Annotated in this window: 15 protein-coding genes; 3 read left to right on the plus strand and 12 right to left on the minus strand. The window is 58.2% G+C overall.

Annotated elements, in window-relative coordinates:
• Positions 1–34 precede the first annotated feature (34 nt).
• Together AC0TOF_RS14505 and nspC are read right to left on the minus strand one after the other, a co-directional pair.
• On the minus strand, positions 35–1276 hold the full coding sequence (locus AC0TOF_RS14505) for a saccharopine dehydrogenase family protein (protein ID WP_473768784.1): 1242 nt from the start codon (positions 1274–1276) through the stop codon (positions 35–37).
• A gap of 115 nt (positions 1277–1391) precedes the next feature.
• Positions 1392–2489 (minus strand): carboxynorspermidine decarboxylase, encoded by a 1098-nt coding sequence (nspC, locus tag AC0TOF_RS14510; RefSeq protein WP_473768785.1) that lies wholly within the window; start codon positions 2487–2489, stop codon positions 1392–1394.
• Positions 2490–3064: 575 nt separating this feature from the next.
• Here nspC and AC0TOF_RS14515 point away from each other — a divergent pair.
• A complete protein-coding gene (locus tag AC0TOF_RS14515) occupies positions 3065–4495 on the plus strand; it encodes an MFS transporter (RefSeq protein WP_473768786.1) in 1431 nt (476 codons plus the stop codon).
• 6 nt (positions 4496–4501) lie between these two features.
• Here AC0TOF_RS14515 and AC0TOF_RS14520 read toward each other — a convergent pair whose 3' ends face one another.
• Entirely contained in the window at positions 4502–5098 is a 597-nt protein-coding gene (locus tag AC0TOF_RS14520; protein ID WP_473768787.1) for a helix-turn-helix transcriptional regulator, read from the minus strand.
• A gap of 243 nt (positions 5099–5341) precedes the next feature.
• Here AC0TOF_RS14520 and AC0TOF_RS14525 point away from each other — a divergent pair, with 243 nt between their 5' ends.
• Both AC0TOF_RS14525 and AC0TOF_RS14530 read left to right on the plus strand, forming a co-directional pair.
• A complete protein-coding gene (locus tag AC0TOF_RS14525; protein ID WP_473768788.1) occupies positions 5342–5950 on the plus strand; it encodes a superoxide dismutase in 609 nt (202 codons plus the stop codon).
• 172 nt (positions 5951–6122) lie between these two features.
• Positions 6123–6899 carry a ferredoxin--NADP reductase gene (locus tag AC0TOF_RS14530; protein WP_473768789.1) on the plus strand — a complete coding sequence of 259 codons (777 nt, stop codon included), beginning with the start codon at positions 6123–6125 and terminating at the stop codon, positions 6897–6899.
• 54 nt (positions 6900–6953) lie between these two features.
• Here AC0TOF_RS14530 and AC0TOF_RS14535 read toward each other — a convergent pair whose 3' ends face one another.
• The 9 genes from AC0TOF_RS14535 to AC0TOF_RS14575 form a co-directional block, all read right to left on the minus strand.
• Positions 6954–7493: a TetR/AcrR family transcriptional regulator gene (locus AC0TOF_RS14535; RefSeq protein ID WP_473768790.1), complete on the minus strand. Its 540-nt coding sequence runs from the start codon at positions 7491–7493 to the stop codon at positions 6954–6956.
• An 81-nt stretch (positions 7494–7574) separates the two neighbouring features.
• Positions 7575–8120, minus strand: a complete 546-nt coding sequence (locus tag AC0TOF_RS14540) for a hypothetical protein (protein ID WP_473768791.1) — start codon at positions 8118–8120, stop codon at positions 7575–7577.
• Between the two features lie 326 nt (positions 8121–8446).
• Positions 8447–9304 carry a carboxylating nicotinate-nucleotide diphosphorylase gene (gene nadC, locus AC0TOF_RS14545; RefSeq protein ID WP_473768967.1) on the minus strand — a complete coding sequence of 286 codons (858 nt, stop codon included), beginning with the start codon at positions 9302–9304 and terminating at the stop codon, positions 8447–8449.
• Positions 9304–10809 (minus strand): L-aspartate oxidase, encoded by a 1506-nt coding sequence (locus tag AC0TOF_RS14550; RefSeq protein ID WP_473768792.1) that lies wholly within the window; start codon positions 10807–10809, stop codon positions 9304–9306. The genes nadC and AC0TOF_RS14550 overlap by 1 nt, the downstream gene beginning before the upstream one ends.
• Complete coding sequence (gene nadA / locus AC0TOF_RS14555; protein WP_473768793.1) at positions 10806–11777, minus strand: quinolinate synthase NadA; 972 nt, start codon at positions 11775–11777, stop codon at positions 10806–10808. Before nadA ends, AC0TOF_RS14550 begins: the two co-directional genes overlap by 4 nt.
• Positions 11778–11913: 136 nt before the next feature.
• Positions 11914–12864 (minus strand): NUDIX hydrolase, encoded by a 951-nt coding sequence (locus AC0TOF_RS14560; RefSeq protein ID WP_473768794.1) that lies wholly within the window; start codon positions 12862–12864, stop codon positions 11914–11916.
• 59 nt (positions 12865–12923) lie between these two features.
• Positions 12924–13751, minus strand: coding sequence for a 3-methyl-2-oxobutanoate hydroxymethyltransferase (gene panB / locus AC0TOF_RS14565; protein ID WP_473768795.1), 828 nt, complete (start codon positions 13749–13751; stop codon positions 12924–12926).
• 1 nt (position 13752) lies between these two features.
• A complete protein-coding gene (gene panC / locus AC0TOF_RS14570; RefSeq protein ID WP_473768796.1) occupies positions 13753–14622 on the minus strand; it encodes a pantoate--beta-alanine ligase in 870 nt (289 codons plus the stop codon).
• 93 nt (positions 14623–14715) lie between these two features.
• The gene (locus AC0TOF_RS14575; RefSeq protein WP_473768797.1) at positions 14716–15972 is read right to left on the minus strand and encodes an alpha/beta hydrolase; all 1257 of its coding nucleotides are present in this window, start codon (positions 15970–15972) and stop codon (positions 14716–14718) included.
• Positions 15973–16112: the final 140 nt, after the last annotated feature.

The following is a 16112-nucleotide window of genomic DNA, read 5'->3' on the forward strand; positions in this document are numbered from 1 at the left end:
CCAAGCGGGGTTTTTTCATTCTTACTTTTCGCGCTTACGCGAAGTCGAGAGCGCGGTCGCCGTCTTCATCCTTGATGCGCGACGGCAGGCCGATCTGGTTCAGGATGTGGAGGAAAGGCTTAGGGTTCAGCTCTTCCACATTGACCATTTTCTTCATGTCCCATTCGCCGGAAGCGATCAGGATTGCCGCCGCGACCGGCGGAACGCCGGCGGTGTAGGAAATGCCCTGCGAACCCACTTCGTTATAAGCGTCCTTATGGTCGGCAACGTTATAGATGAAGACTTCCTTTTCCTTGCCGTCCTTGGTGCCCTTGACGAAATCGCCAATGCAGGTCTTGCCGGTATAGTCCGGCGCAAGCGATGACGGATCGGGCAGCACGGCCTTGACCACCTTAAGCGGCACGACTTCCAGACCTTCAGCCGTCTTGACCGGCTGTTCGGACAAGAGGCCCAGATTGTTCAGGACGGTGAAGACATTGATGTAGTGATCGCCAAAGCCCATCCAGAAACGCACATCGGCGTTCGGGTAGTTCTTGGAGAGCGAGTGCACTTCGTCATGGCCCGTCATGTAAGCCTTGCTCGGGCCGACGACCGGCAGATCGAACGTGTGGCCGACTTCGAACATCTTGTTCGACTGCCAGGCACCATTCTGCCAGGAATAGACCGTGCCGGTGAATTCACGGAAATTGATTTCCGGGTCGAAATTGGTCGAGAACCAGCGGCCATGCGAACCGGCATTGATGTCGACGATGTCGATGGATTTGACTTCATCCAGATAATCGTCGGCAGCCAGCCGCGCATAGGCATTGACCACGCCCGGATCAAAGCCGATGCCGAGAATGGCGGTGATGCCCTTCTCTTCGCATTCCTTCAGGTGCTTCCACTCGTAATTGCCATACCATGGCGGGGTCTCGCAGATCTTCTTCGGGTCTTCGTGGATCGCGGTGTCCATATAGGCAACGCCCGTATCGATACAGGCGCGCAGAACCGACATATTGAGGAAGGCCGAGCCGACATTGATGACGATCTGAACGCCCGTCTTCTGGATCAGAGCCTTGGTGGCTTCAATATCCATCGCGTCCAGCGCATGCGCTTCCAGCTTCACCTCGGTCTTGAGGCTTTTCTTTTCATGCACGCTATCGATAATCTTGCGGCATTTCTCAACCGTGCGGGACGCAATATGGATATCGCCCAATATGTCAGAGTTTTGCGCACATTTATGTGCAACAACCTGTGCCACGCCCCCGGCGCCGATAATGAGAACGTTCTTCTTCATTTTCTGTCGATGCTTCCTCTTCCAGCGGTTTCCCGCCATCTATTATACGTCCCGACTGCCTTCCGGTCGGAACAGGTTCAGTTTCGCGTCGCGGATCAATACTGCGACACAGGGTTCAGGAGAGCGAACCCTCGAAATCCGCGTAATCGAATTCGCGGACGACTTTGACCGTGCCGTCGAGTTCGCGCACGGCAATGGCTGGCATCTTCACGCCATTAAACCAGTTCTTCTTGACCATGGTATAACCGGCCGCATCCTCAAAGGAGAGACGGTCGCCGATGGAGAGCGGCTTGTCGAAAGTGAACTCGCCGAAAATATCGCCCGCAAGGCACGACTTGCCACAGACCATATAGCTGTGCTCGCCATTATTCGGCGCCATCTTTGCCTTTTCGCGATAAATCAGCAGATCAAGCATATGTGCTTCAATCGAGCTATCGACGATAGCAAGGTTCTTGCCGTTATAAAGCGTGTCCAGAACGGTGACTTCCAGCGTGGTGGTCTTGGTGATCGAGGCCTCACCCGGCTCCAGATAGACCTGAACGCCGAATTTTTCCGAGAACGCCTTCAGGCGCGCGCAGAAATCATCGACCGGATAATCGTCGCCGGTGAAGTGGATGCCGCCACCTAGGCTGACCCATTCAACGCGATGAAGCAGCGAGCCGAACTTTTCCTCGATATCAGTCAGCATTCGGTCGAACAGGCCGAAATCTGAATTTTCGCAATTGTTATGAATCATGAAGCCGGTCACGCGATCCATGACATTCTCAACCTTCGCCACGTCCCATTCGCCAAGACGGCTGAACGGGCGTGCCGGATCGGCAAGATCAAAGCTCGAAGACGACACGCCCGGATTGAGCCGCAGGCCGCGCTTGATGCCCGACGCCTTGTCGGCAAAACGCTCCAGCTGACTGATCGAATTAAAGATGATCTTGTCGGCGTGGCTGATAACCTCGTCGATCTCATTATCGGCATAGGCCACGCTGTAGGCATGGGTTTCACCGCCGAATCTTTCATGACCGAGACGCACTTCGTTGAGCGAAGACGAGGTGGTGCCGTCCATATATTCGCTCATCAGATCAAACACCGACCAGGTGGCGAAGCATTTCAGCGCCAGCAGCGCCTTGGCGCCGGATTTCTCGCGCACATAGGCAACCTTTTCCATGTTGCGCTTCAGCTTGGTCTTGTCGATCAGGTAGTAAGGCGTCTGGATCATGAGTGTTCCGAGTTATCTGGCCGGGTCGTCAGTTGGGGAAATCAGGCCTCGCCAGCAAGGCTGGTTGGCCATGTTGAGGAAACACACAAGTAGTTTCCCAAATTATTTGAAGGCTTATAGGAAGCTTGTGACAGAAACACAAATCCGCCACAGCATTATCGGGAAAAATTTCCCCACAAGCTATCGCGGACTACTTCCCCTGCCTTCAGGTTCGCGTCTCATATAGAGCTTTCTGAGGGAATTTGAACCCCTTCCCGCTTGCTTCCCACGCGCCCCGTGGTTTTCATTGAAACTCTTTGGCAGAAGGAGCCGCTTCTGCCGGTCATTGCGGCTTGCTAGAGTGGTTCGGATAAAACCGAGTCGCCGAAACCACTCTAACCTTTTGTTTTATCGTATTATCCAGCGCAAAACCGCTTCGCACTTTTGCTGGAAATACTCCAGAGTTCCAATGCCACCATCAATTTAATTAAACAAGCCTTTGCTTGACAAATTATAAGCGCAGGCGTAGCCATTATTTCATATTCGGGACGCCAGTTCGGGCGTCGCCCGCACCATGATAGTCAAAGGAAAATAGAATGCAGGATCACAAGCCGACTGCCGGTTGGGGAGACCTGTTCGCTGGCAGGAACGCCATCGTATCGCTGACGCTCGTTGGCGGCGTGGCGCTTCATGCCATCAACGTGTTCATTGCCACAACCATCCTGCCAACGGTGGTCGCCGATATTGGCGGCATGGATTATTACGCATGGAACACGGCGCTGTTCGTGACTGCATCGATCCTCGGCTCGGCCCTCGTGCCGCGCCTGCTTTCGCAGGCAGGCCCGCGCAGCGCCTATCTGATCGCTGCGTGCATCTTTGCTGCGGGAACCCTGACCTGCGGCCTTGCTCCTTCCATGCCGGTCATGCTGGCAGGACGCGCCATACAGGGCCTTGGCGGCGGCATGATGCTGGCGCTTTCCTATTCCATGATCCGCATCGTTTTCGACGAAGCGCTATGGCCGCGCGCCATTGGTCTTGTTTCCGGCATGTGGGGTGTGGCCACGCTTGTCGGCCCTGCCATCGGCGGCGTTTTTGCAGAGCTCGGCATGTGGCGCGCCGCTTTCTGGTCGCTGGCACCCGTGATTGCCGTGTTCACCATCATGGCCATGACGGTGCTGCCGCGTGAATCCGGTTCCGCAGCCAGCAATGACCGGCTGGCGTGGCCGCAGCTCGTCCTTCTGACCGCTGCTGTCCTTGCCGTTTCTGCCGGGAGCATTTCATCGGAACTGGCGCTCAATGCCGGTGGCGTCGCGCTCGCCGTCGTCCTGCTGCTTCTCCTCGCTGTCGTGGAAAAGAAAGCCAGCCGACGTATCCTCCCGAAAGGCTCGTTCAGTATCCAGAAACTCGGCGCACTTTATCTGACGCTCTCCTTCCTCAGCGCGTCCGTCACCAGTTCCGAAGTCTTCGTGCCGCTGTTCTTTCAGGTGCTGCACAACCAGTCCCCGCTTGTCGCGGGCTATCTGGCAGCCATCATGGGTGGCAGCTGGACGCTCGGCTCCATCGGGTCGTCCGGGACCGCTGCCGGGCAAACCGACCGCGTTATTCTTGCCGCCCCTGTCATGGGTGTGGCCGGCATGGTGACGCTGGCCCTTCTCATTCCAGCAGGCAGCGAAGGCCATTGGAACGATCTGCTGCCGATCTGCATCGCGCTGGCCGTGATCGGCTTCGGCGTCGGCCTGACATGGCCGCACCTGCTGACCGGCATTTTCAAGCGTGCCGACGCTGAGGATCAAAATCTGGCTTCCGCCTCCGTGACTATGGTGCAGCTTTTCACGACCGCCCTTGGTGCCGCGCTTGCCGGAATGGTTGCCAATATCGCCGGACTCACCAATCCTAGCGGGTTTACCGGCACGGCAAATGCAGCACTTTGGCTCTTCTCCGGCTTCGCCATTCTGTCTGCGCTGGCATTCGTGTCGGCGCTCGCTCTCGTCCGCAGCGCAAGGCAGCCGCAAACGGCACGATGCTGAGAATTATCAGGCGGGCGAAATAACGTAGGCGCAGCGCCGCGCGCCCGCCAGAATATGCTCGGTGCGGTTTACCGAAACATCAGGGCCAAGCACGGCCCTGAATATCTGAAGCTCTGACCGGCAGAAGCCCTGACAGGCATCTGCGGCGGCGCAGATGGGGCAATGATTTTCGATGAGCAGCCACGAGCCATCTTCCCGCTTTTCCGCATCAGCCATATAGCCTTCGGCAGAGCGGATATCGGCAAGTTGCTTTACACGCTGATCGAGCGACAAATCCTGCAAGCGCGCCTGATACTGACGGCGGGTCTCGGTCTCGCGATGGGCAACCAGCGTATCCAGCGCATCATCGCCCAGAATGGTGCGCACGGAATGCAGAAGCTGAACGGTCAAATCGGCATGCGTGTCGGGAAAACGTTTGTTACCGGCTTCGGTCAGGTCCCAGAATAATGAAGGCCGACCGACGCCCTGGGATACGGAATGCGAGGAAACAAGCCCCTCCTCCGCAAGACGCACCAACTGCTGGCGAACGGCCTCGCCCGTGGTTCCCAGATGCTCCCCGATGGTGGCGGCTGTCTGCGCGCCCCGCATCTTCAGCGAAAGCATGATCCGCCCAGCGGGAGAACGTACTCCTGATTCATCGGTATTTAGAAAGTCATTCCTTGACATATGCGCTGTTTTCTATTTAAAGAAGGATTATCTTGTTAAATAGGCGACCAAGCCCGTTGAGGCAAGATAATTCTGAATTTTCAATATTCAAACCGGCTTTCGTAAAAGCCGGAGTCGACACCGGAAGCGACCCTCGGGACGCTGAACGGTGATCAGGCTCAAGCGATCAGGAGTTTTAAAATGAGCTTCACTTTGCCACCACTTCCCTTCGCAACCAACGCGCTTGAAGGCGTCGGAATGGGCACGGAAACGCTGGAGCTGCATCATGGCAAGCATCATCAGGCCTATGTGACCGCACTCAACGGCTTTGTGGAAAAGAACGACGCGCTCAAGGGCAAGTCGCTCGAGGAAATCGTGCTGTTTGCCAAGGACAAGGCTGATCTGGCTCCCGTGTTCAACAATGCCGGCCAGCATTGGAACCACGATCTGTTCTGGCAGAACCTGTCACCAAACGGCGGACGCCTGCCCGGCGCGCTGGAAAAGAAGATCGTTGAGGATTTCGGCAGCGTCGACCAGTTCAAGGAAGCCTTCAAGACGGCAGCCGTCGGCCAGTTCGGTTCGGGCTGGGCATGGCTGGTTCTGGCCAGTGACGGCAAGCTCAAGGTCACCAAGACGCCAAATGGCTCCAATCCGCTGGCAACCGGCGAAGGCAAGGCACTATTAGGGCTTGATGTCTGGGAGCATAGCTATTATCTCGATTTCCGTAATCGTCGGCCTGACTATGTAACGAATTTCCTCGACAAGCTGGCCAATTACGAATTCGCGGAAGCCACCCTGAAGGCAGCATGACGCGCTAGTATTGATTGCGATCAAAGCGTTTTGCCTGCAGCGGATGCAGTCTCCACGGAGTTGCGTGCCTGTGGGCAAAATGCAGCAATGACCGATAAAAACTGAGCAACAATCCATTCCATGGCGCCGTCCTCCCAAGCGGTGCAGAAGCAAGACAGAGACAGTTCCGAAAATGAGCAGCAATTTCAATCAGGAAACCGTCACCAACATCCATCACTGGACCGACACGCTGTTTTCCTTCCGCACGACGCGCGACCCCGGATTTCGCTTCCAGAGCGGCCAGTTCATCATGATGGGCCTGGAAGTGAACGGCAAGCCGCTGACACGCGCCTACTCGATTGCCTCGAGCCTTTATGAAGACGGCCTGGAATTCTTCTCGATCAAGGTGCCGAACGGTCCGTTGACCTCCAAGCTCCAGCATCTGAAGGTTGGCGACCAGATCATCCTTTCCAAGAAGCCGGTCGGCACGCTGCTCTACGACAATCTGAAGCCGGGCAAAAATCTCTGGCTGCTCTCGACCGGCACCGGTCTTGCGCCGTTCCTGTCGATCATTCGCGATCTGGAAGCCTATGAACGTTTCGAAAAGATCATCCTCGTTCATGGCGTGCGTCAGGTCGCGGAACTTGCCTATACGGATTTCATTTCCAACGAACTGCCGCAGGATGAATTCCTCGGCGAAATGGTCAAGAAGCAGCTCATTTATTATCCGACAGTCACGCGTGAGCCCTACAAGAATCGTGGCCGCCTGACCGACCTCATTCGTTCAGGACAGCTTTTCAGCGATGTCGGCCTGCCCGAATTCAACCACGACGATGACCGCATGATGCTGTGCGGCAGCCCGGAAATGCTGGCCGAGACAAAGCAGATTCTGGAAGAGCGCGGATTCAAGGAAGGCAGCCAGAGCGAAGCCGGACACTACGTCATCGAAAAGGCTTTCGTTGAAAAGTAAGCGCGGCCCGCAGCACTGAAACACCGAAAAGGGAGGCATCGAGCTTCCCTTTTACTACTGCTCCCGCACCGCCTGCAGGAAGAAAGCCTTCACACCGGCTACCATTTCCGCACGGTCCATCATATCCGGGTTTGAGATAATCTCGTCGACCGCACCGTGCAGTGCATTGAACAGAAGCACCGCAGTCAGACGGGTATCGGCGATTTTCCATGCGCCCGCAGCCTTGCCGCTGGTCAACAATGCATCAAGCCGGACGACTGCCGGATTTTCCTGCTTCATACGCCGCATGGGCGGATGAAAGTCATGAAACACCATGTCGTGGAGTTTGTAATTGTCCAGATAACCGGCAATGCCTGTCTCAGCCCACGCTACCAGCTTTCCGTGCCAGTCATCAGCCGGATATTGGCCCAGCTGACGCTCCAGCCCTTCGCAGAATCCATCGATAAATCGCTGCCGCAGGGCGATCAGGATGTCGTCCTTGCTGCGAAAATGCAGATAAAACGTGCCTTTGGCAACATCGGCAAGACGGACAATCTCATCCACGCTCGTCGCCGCGAAGCCCCTTTCCAGGAAAAGGGCTTCGGCTGCCGCCATCAGTTCTTCGCGACGTATTTCAGCTGGTTTGGTGCGGGGCTTGGGCTTAATGGCAGTTGACGGCAAATCAGTCTCCGGAACTCAGGATGCCGCCAATTTATCCCGGATTGCCGCCCTGTCAAAAGCAAGCCTGTTTGGTCGAACAACGCGATCCTCCAGCCAGTGCAACGCCGCCTCCACATTGGAGAATGTGCCAGCCGGAACGCGGAACAGTTTTTCAGCATCCATGCGGCTTGCCTGTTCATAAACAGATTCCGGCACGATGTTCACCATGCCCAGCACCTGTTGGCGAATGCGCTGCGCATTCTGCTGGAACCATTGCTTGACTTCACGGGCCGAACCTTCGGGATGCGCCAGAGCATCTTCATCCAGAAAGCGGCGGATCGTGACAAAGGGTTTCCCCTCATCAAGCCAGCGGTTCCAGATATCGAAGAATTCACGTGTCTCCTCCATGGTCGATGCGCCCTTCGACAGCGTGACGACGTATGGCCAGTTTTCCATATGGTGAAGCATTACGCTCCCCTCCTGCTCGATATTCACGAAATTCGCAGCAACGAATGCTGCCTTGAGCCGTGACGACGATCCGGCAACCGGCACGCACACAAGCAGATGTCCGAACCGCCGCACGACTCCTGACTGACTATCAGTCAGTCATTTTGTGGCACGAAAATATGAATAATTCAATCATGTTTTTGAGGGCGAGTTTCCTGACTGAATTTGGGAGCAGTGGACGCGGATTGGCAAACCCCAAGCCTCAAGCCCCATCCCCGACGCGTGTTGGGTTTCGCAGCGAAAGAAGCTGGGTATTTTGGAGGGATTGCGGGCTATCGCCTACGGAAATGGCCTTGAAATGACAAGAGCGGCTCGACGCAGCAGATCGCCAGCCATTTCGGTGTCCGGAGGATGTGGTCCATCCGCCCGGTTATTTTGTCGAAAAGTCTCGAAAATGCCCCCTATCCGTTCAGCTCAAAATCAAGCCCGATATCGAGGTTTGGCGCGCTGTGCGTCGTCCAGCCCACCGAAATCAGGTCAACCCCGCTTGCCGCCACCGCCGCCACCGTTTCCGGTGTGATGCCGCCCGAAGCTTCGGAAATAGCACGGCCATCGATGATCGATACAGCTTCGCGCAATTGCGCCGGTGACATATTGTCGAGCAGAACTGCGTCCACACCGACGGCCATGGCTTCATCAAGCTGTTGCAGCGTATCGACTTCGACCTCAATCTTGACCATGTGACCGGCGCCAGCCTTGGCGCGCTCGATGGCCTCGCGCACGCCGCCAGCGACCGCGATGTGGTTGTCCTTGATGAGCACTGCATCATAGAGCGCGAAACGGTGGTTCATGCCGCCGCCCGCCCTCACCGCATATTTCTGCAAGGCACGCAGCCCCGGCATCGTCTTGCGCGTGCAGACGATGGATGCTCTGGTTCCGGCGACCGCCTTCACCAGATTGGCCGTGGCGGTGGCAATGCCGGACAGGTGGCCGAGGAAATTGAGCGCGGTGCGCTCACCCGCCAGAATAGAGCGGGACGAACCGGAAACACGGGCGACATCAGCCCCTTTTTCAAGAGACTGGCCATCCCGCGCCAGACGTTCGAACGTGACATCCGGATCGACCAGACGAAACGCCATTTCCGCCACATCAAGCCCGGCGACGACGCCCGGCTGGCGCAGACGGAACAGCATGGCCGAGCGGTGTTCTTCCGGCACCACCGCATTGCTGGTTATGTCGCCAGCAAGGCCCAGGTCTTCCAGAAGTGCGGCGCGCACCAGCGGTTCGACGACAAGCGGAGACAGGCGCGGCAGGTTCATCATGCAGTCCTTGTAACAGGGTGAGGTACGGTAATTTCGCGAGCCAGAGCAAAAGCTGCCGAAAAGGTGAAAAAGCTGCGGGCCGAGCTCGCGCTTTTGCCGGGATAGTCGGTGCGGGCATGGCTGCCGCGCGACTCGCATCGGTCAAATGCCGCAACCGCGGCGACCAGCGCCACGGCTGCGGCATCGTCGGTCTCCGCGATTGGGAGAAGGGTGGTGATTGCAGAGCGCAAACCTTCTTCATCACGCAGCAGGCCAAGATGACGGGAAACAACGCGCCGCACCCATTCGGGACCGGCATTTTGCGGCAGGCTGACCGGCAGGGGATGCCGCACGGCAACCGCATCCTCATCACCAAGCGCGCGGGCGGCGCGCAGTCCCATGACGGCAGCTTCGAGCAGCGAATTGCTGGCAAGCCGGTTCGCACCATGCAGGCCGGTGCAGGCCGCTTCGCCCACGGCCCAGAGACCCGGCAAGCTGCTGCGCCCATTCGCGTCGGTCTTGATGCCGCCCATGTGATAATGGGTGGCTGGCCTGACCGGGATCATATCCTTGGAGGGATCGAGGCCATGCTGCTTGCAAAGCGCGTCGATACCGGGAAAACGGGTTGCGAAACGCTTGCCCAGAGCCGCACGCGCATCCAGAAAAACCTTGCGCCCTTGTGCGATCTCGCTGCCGATGGCGCGGGCGACCACATCGCGAGGGGCCAGCTCTTTGCCCGGAATGTCGGCCATGAACCGCTCGCCGCGATCGTTGACGAGCGTGGCGCCCTCGCCGCGCACCGCTTCGCTGACCAGTGGCAAACGCGGTGTCGAGACTGCAAGTGCCGTGGGATGAAATTGCACGAATTCCATATCGGCAAGCACAGCACCTGCGCGACCTGCCAAAGCAGCACCCTGCCCCAGATTCCCAAGCGGCGTGGTTGTTGCGTTATAAAGCCCGCCGATCCCGCCGGTCGCCAGAACCACGGCGCGCGCGGCAATCGGGCCTACATTTTCAAGGCAGGCACCGACGACACGGCCATCCTGCCTGATGAGCCTCAGGGCGCGGGTGTTTTCCATGACCGTGATGGACGGTGTGGCCAGCACTTTCTGCGCCAATACGCGCATAATGGCCGCGCCTGTCGCATCGCCATCAACATGCACAATGCGATGGCGGCTGTGCGCCGCCTCCAGACCGAGCGAAAACGATCCATCGGCCTTGCGGTCGAAACGCACGCCGTAAGCTTCCAGCGCCGCGATCACTTCGGCGCCCGCCGCAACGATTTCGGCAGCCACGGCCGCGTCGCACAGGCCATCGCCTGCCGAAATCGTATCGGCCAGATGCAACGCCGCGCTGTCATCCGCGCCAACGCTTGCGGCAATGCCGCCTTGCGCCAGCGTGCTGGAACCGGAAAGCCCTAGGCTTCCCGCCGTCACCAGCAGCACCGGCTGCGGAGACAGCGTCAGCGCCGTCATCAGCCCGGCGAGGCCGCTGCCGATGATGAGGACCGGGGCCGTATTCATACCATCAACATCCGTTCGACAGCGCGTCGGGCCGGCTCCATCAATGCTGCATCGACGGTCACCTCATGGCGATTGTTTTCCAGTGCATCGCGGATATTGGCGAGCGTGATCCGCTTCATATGCGGACATAGATTGCACGGGCGGATGAACTCGACGTCGGGGTGATCGACGGCGACATTGTCGCTCATCGAGCATTCAGTCAAAAGCACGACGCGCTGCGGCTTCTTCTCGCCGACATAGTCGGACATGACTGCCGTGGAACCGGCGAAATCGGCGGCTTCCACCACTTCCGGCGGACATTCGGGATGGGCCAGAACCATGACGCCCGGATGGCTTTCGCGCAGTTCGCGGATATCATCGGGAGTAAAACGCTCATGCACCTCGCAATGGCCATGCCAGGCGAGAATTTCGACGTTGGTTTCACGCGCCACGTTCTGCGCCAGAAACTCGTCGGGGATCATCAGCACGCGCGGCACACCGAGCGACTCCACGACCTTTTTGGCATTGCCGGAGGTGCAGCAAATGTCGGAAGCCGCCTTCACCGCAGCGGACGTGTTGACATAGGTGATGATCGGCACGCCGGGATGTGCTTCTCGCAGAAGCGCCACATCTTCCGGCGTGATGCTGTCGGCCAGCGAACAGCCCGCAGCCATATCGGGGATCAGCACCGTCTTGCCGGGATTGAGCAGCTTGGCCGTCTCGGCCATGAAATGCACGCCTGCCAGCACGATCACATCGGCATCGACTTCCGCCGCCTTGCGCGCCAGCGCGAGGCTATCGCCGACAATATCGGCCACGCAATGGAAGATTTCCGGCGTCTGGTAGTTATGCGCAAGGATGACCGCGTTGCGCTTTTTCTTCAGCTCAAGGATAGCAGCGACATCGTCCTCGAAGCCGAGCCACTCTGCCTTTGGCAACACCTTGGACACGCGGTCATAAAGTTGCGAGACGGGAACATGATCATTCATGGCTGGATCTCCAAGGTCACTTACGCATTGTCCCGCGCAAAACCGCTTCACACTTTTGCTGGAAATGCTTGCCTACCCATTATACTCAATTTGAGTATTTAATATTCACGAACTTATACTCGATTCGAGTATATTGTCAATCGCGGGAAATTGGCAGCTTGGCTCCGGCCAGATGGCGCTCGGAAAGGGCGCGTTCTTCGACAATCGAGTAGCGGAAACGGAATAACTTCGCCGGGCGACCGCCGGTTTCGCTGTCGCTTTCGCCGGTTTCCTCGACCAGATCCTGCTGTTCGATCAGGCGGCGAAAATTCTGCTTGTGCAGACGCAGACCCGCCAGCGCTTCGACGGTTCGCTGCAATTGCAGGAGGGTGAAACTTTCCGGCATCAGCTCAAACACCACCGGACGATACTTGATCTTGGCGCGCAGCCGCGCAATCGCCGTGGCAAGGATGCGGCGATGATCGGCGAACATGGAACGGCCGTTCTCGTCTTCCTGCATGCCGGCCTCCGCTACCAGGCCAGCCTCGTAAAGAAGCTCGTAACGCTGGAGCACAAGGTCTTCATTCCAGCGCCCGCTCCAATCTCCGCTCTCAAAGCCGAAAGTGAAGGCGATCCGCCGCATGCGCTGCGCCGTCAGTTCCGGCGTTTCAGCCCGGTAGGCCCAGACGAGCAAGGCATTGTTGAGATGCTCCATGATGGCCGGTTCGCCCTGACGGTGATCTTCCCACGGCAGATAATCATACCAGCCGCGCCATCCCGCCTGCCCCGCAGCCGCATCGCTTTCACGCACAAGGCCAAGATAGCTGATCGAGATGATGCGCTCGCCCTGCGCATGGCGGTCACGATCGGCGAAGGTGTAGAGCTGCTCCAGATAGCCGACCGGATGGGCGGTTTCCGATTGCACCCAGGCGCGCAGACCCGACTGCAACGAACGATGCTCGCTTTCGAACGGGCCGGACGGTAAAGCCTGCCCCTGCCGCACGGTCATGACGCGCGGCTGTTCGCCGGTAACAGCTGCCAGCACGGCTATCAATTCGGTATGGGCAATATCGTCAGTCACGGCAACTCCGGAAAACAGTTCCGTCATTGAACGCGATTGACGAATAATTACAAGGCGCTACCGCCGCATGGCACAGAATTTAGGGGTTAGGCTTTCGGTTTCGCGCCGAAAACATGCTCTGGCCCCGGAAATGTGCGCGCCCGAACCTCTTCGGCGTAAGCTTTCGCCGCATCGGACACCTGCGGTGCCAAATGCGCGAAACGCTTCACGAAGCGCGGCGTGAAATCCTGAAACAGCCCCAGCATGTCGTCGGAGACCAATATCTGCCCGTCGCACGCAGCAGACGCCCCGATGCCGACTGTCGGGATGGCAAGCGATGCAGTGATCTCACGCGCCAGCGGCTCGACCGTACCTTCGATAACCAGCGCAAAGGCACCGGCATCGGCAATGGCCTGTGCATCGCCGCGAATGCGGTCGGCCTCTTCATCGCCGCGCCCAAGCGAGCGAAAACCGCCAACAGTGTTGACCTGTTGCGGCATAAGCCCGACATGGCCGAACACGGGAATGCCGCGACGCACCAGAAAATCGACCGTTTCGGCCATTTCCTCGCCGCCTTCGAGTTTGACGCCGTCACAGCCGGTTTCCTGCATCACGCGGGCGGCATTGCGGAACGCCTGTTCCTTCGATTCCTGATAGGAACCAAACGGCATATCGACAATAACGCAGGCGCTCTCGACGCCGCGCATCACCGCCTGTCCGTGAGCGATCATCATGTCGAGCGTCACGGCAAGGGTGGAATCCATGCCGTAGAGCACCATGCCAAGCGAATCTCCCACCAGCAACAGGTCGCAATGCGGATCGAGCAGCCGCGCAATCGGCGTCGTATAAGCGGTGAGGCTGACAATGGGGCGTTCGCCCTTGAGGGCCGAAATGGCCTTGGGCGTCAGTCGCTTTTGCTTGGCGGGGGCACTCATCTCAGGCCGCCCGTTCCTGTGCGACATGCGCAATGACACGATTATCGAGGAGCCGCGTGGTGCCGAACCGCACGAACAGCGCAAGCAGCACTGGACGTCCTTGCACCGCCGTCACGCGTTCCAGTGTATCGGGATCGCGCAGCGCCACCACTTCCGGCGTAGCCAGCGATTCAGTAGAGATGAAAGCGCGAATTGCCGCTTCCAGCGCATCAGGATCGTCCATGCCGGAACGATAAAGCCGTTCAGCCTCGTCCAGTGCTTTTGGCACAATGATGGCGGCGGCGCGCTGTTCCGGCGTCAGATAGACATTACGGGACGAACAGGCGAGACCATCATCCTCGCGCACCGTTTCGACACCGACGATGCGCACCGGAATGGCCATATCGTCCACCATGCGGCGGATAATGACGAGCTGCTGAAAATCCTTTTCGCCGAAATAGGCGGCATCGGGACCAACGATATTGAAGAGCTTGCTCACTACGGTCGCAACACCGGCAAAATGGCCGGGACGCGCCTCGCCTTCCATCTGGTTGCCAAGCGTCGGCACATCCACCACGGTTTGCATCGGGCGCGGATACATGTCGCTGACCGCTGGCGCGAAGAGGTAATCGACCTCTGCTCCGCGCAGCAGAGCCGCGTCGCGCTCCAGATCGCGCGGATATTTGTCGAGATCTTCATTGGCGCCAAATTGCAGCGGATTAACGAAGATCGACACGACCGTCACGTCATTGTCGGCGCGCGACCGATGAACCAGTTCCAGATGGCCTTTGTGGAGATAGCCCATGGTCGGCACGAAGCCGATGCGTTTTCCGGCCCTTCTTGCGGGCGTCAAAGCCTGACGCAATTCCTCAATGGTGCGGATGATCTGCATGAGGTCCTCCTCGCGGCCCGAATTTTCTGGCCGCGAGTCCTACAGCGTCAGCTGAAATATGACAACCGCCAAGGCAAACGCCTTCCAGTCGGTTTACTGCGTCGGGATCGTCACGGCACCAACTGTATTGCCGACAGCGCGACCGAAACGATCAATCTGTTCGTCATAGGTTTTGCGTGTGTTCGGATCGAACACGGCAATCGGCGCTGTCACCACCAGCGAAGCTGCCGTGCCGACACCCTGTGCCGTACCGATTGCCACCGCGCCCAGTCGGTCACCGAGGCCAACCTGCGAATCCGTGATGGTCTGACCGGCAACAAGGCGCTGCCCGATCAGCTGCACGACTTCCGGGCTTGCGGCAAACTTGCCATGGTTGAGACGGTCTCCCGCCTTCAGCTGCGTCAGGTCGATAACGGTAATGCCTGCTTTTTCCAGCTCGGAACGATACGGCTCAACGGACGGGTCGATCTGGCCGAGACGGTCAATATTGCCGGAAATACGCCGTGACAATGCCAGCGCCTTGTCATCCCGGGAGGTGAACAATGTGAAGCGCGGATGCTCCTTGCCCATCGCAAGAAACTGCTTCGAAAACACATCGACATCGAGATCGGGCGACGCCAGAATGACGTCCGTTACCTTCGCATTCACGCGGCCATCGCGGATCGCCATCTGCCGCAGGGCTTCAACCGTCAGCCAGCTCCCCATTGAGTGGGCCATGACGGTAATATCCTTGACCTCCGGCTCACGCGCGATGGCGCGCAGAATCTGCTCCAGCGCATCGCGGGAATAGTTTGTGCTTTCCTTGTCGTAATTATAGTCGAACACGCTGGCGCGCGACGGCCAGGTGAAGATCACCGGCGCGACATCGGCACCGGAATCATGCACGATCTGGGCAAAGCGATAGACGGAATCCTCAAACGTATTGTTGAAGCCGTGCACGAAAACCATCACGCGGCGGCTCTTGGTCAGATGAGGACGGACCCAACCCGCCATTTCCACATCGGTCTTGACTGGCGTCACGCTGACGGTGGTGAAATCTGTCTGCGGATTGGGCGGCAGTTTCTTCGGCCACTGCACTTCACCCGCCTTGCGGTTCTTTTCCGGCGGAATGGACACGACGATCTCGTTGAGCGACACAAGCTTGTCGCGCTCGCCGGAGAAAAGTATGCCCGGATTATCGGATGGGCGGCGCGTGGTTGCAACGACAAGGTTGACCTTGGTTGTCCCGGGAGAAGCGACATCGCCAATGGGGACGAGCACACCTTCAGGCCGACTGGCACAACCGGCGAGCAGAGACATCAGAACAAGCAACGCAGGGGCAGTCCGAGAAAAAATGCGCCGCAAAACCAAACTCCCTCAACGCTACGCCAGCAGGCCTCTTACACCGGAATCTTGAAGGTTAATATATTCTTTACGTGAAACTTTCTGCCAAGCCCCAATTATCCACCATTGTCGGAACGCGGGGCGATTGCGGCTTATGGGTTACACAC

It is taken from the genome of Ochrobactrum sp. PL_is501 (genome assembly GCF_055816895.1).

What these genes read in the sequence shown, in the direction of transcription:
- AC0TOF_RS14530 (WP_473768789.1), top strand. Translation starts at nt 6,123, where the DNA reads ATGAGCAGCAATTTCAATCAGGAAACCGTCACCAACATCCATCACTGG.
- panB (WP_473768795.1), bottom strand. Translation starts at nt 13,751, where the DNA reads ATGAGTGCCCCCGCCAAGCAAAAGCGACTGACGCCCAAGGCCATTTCG.
- AC0TOF_RS14560 (WP_473768794.1), bottom strand. Translation starts at nt 12,864, where the DNA reads ATGACGGAACTGTTTTCCGGAGTTGCCGTGACTGACGATATTGCCCAT.
- AC0TOF_RS14505 (WP_473768784.1), bottom strand. Translation starts at nt 1,276, where the DNA reads ATGAAGAAGAACGTTCTCATTATCGGCGCCGGGGGCGTGGCACAGGTT.
- AC0TOF_RS14520 (WP_473768787.1), bottom strand. Translation starts at nt 5,098, where the DNA reads ATGCTTTCGCTGAAGATGCGGGGCGCGCAGACAGCCGCCACCATCGGG.
- nadA (WP_473768793.1), bottom strand. Translation starts at nt 11,777, where the DNA reads ATGAATGATCATGTTCCCGTCTCGCAACTTTATGACCGCGTGTCCAAG.
- nspC (WP_473768785.1), bottom strand. Translation starts at nt 2,489, where the DNA reads ATGATCCAGACGCCTTACTACCTGATCGACAAGACCAAGCTGAAGCGC.
- AC0TOF_RS14515 (WP_473768786.1), top strand. Translation starts at nt 3,065, where the DNA reads ATGCAGGATCACAAGCCGACTGCCGGTTGGGGAGACCTGTTCGCTGGC.
- AC0TOF_RS14525 (WP_473768788.1), top strand. Translation starts at nt 5,342, where the DNA reads ATGAGCTTCACTTTGCCACCACTTCCCTTCGCAACCAACGCGCTTGAA.
- panC (WP_473768796.1), bottom strand. Translation starts at nt 14,622, where the DNA reads ATGCAGATCATCCGCACCATTGAGGAATTGCGTCAGGCTTTGACGCCC.
- nadC (WP_473768967.1), bottom strand. Translation starts at nt 9,304, where the DNA reads ATGAACCTGCCGCGCCTGTCTCCGCTTGTCGTCGAACCGCTGGTGCGC.
- AC0TOF_RS14550 (WP_473768792.1), bottom strand. Translation starts at nt 10,809, where the DNA reads ATGAATACGGCCCCGGTCCTCATCATCGGCAGCGGCCTCGCCGGGCTG.
- AC0TOF_RS14535 (WP_473768790.1), bottom strand. Translation starts at nt 7,493, where the DNA reads ATGGCGGCAGCCGAAGCCCTTTTCCTGGAAAGGGGCTTCGCGGCGACG.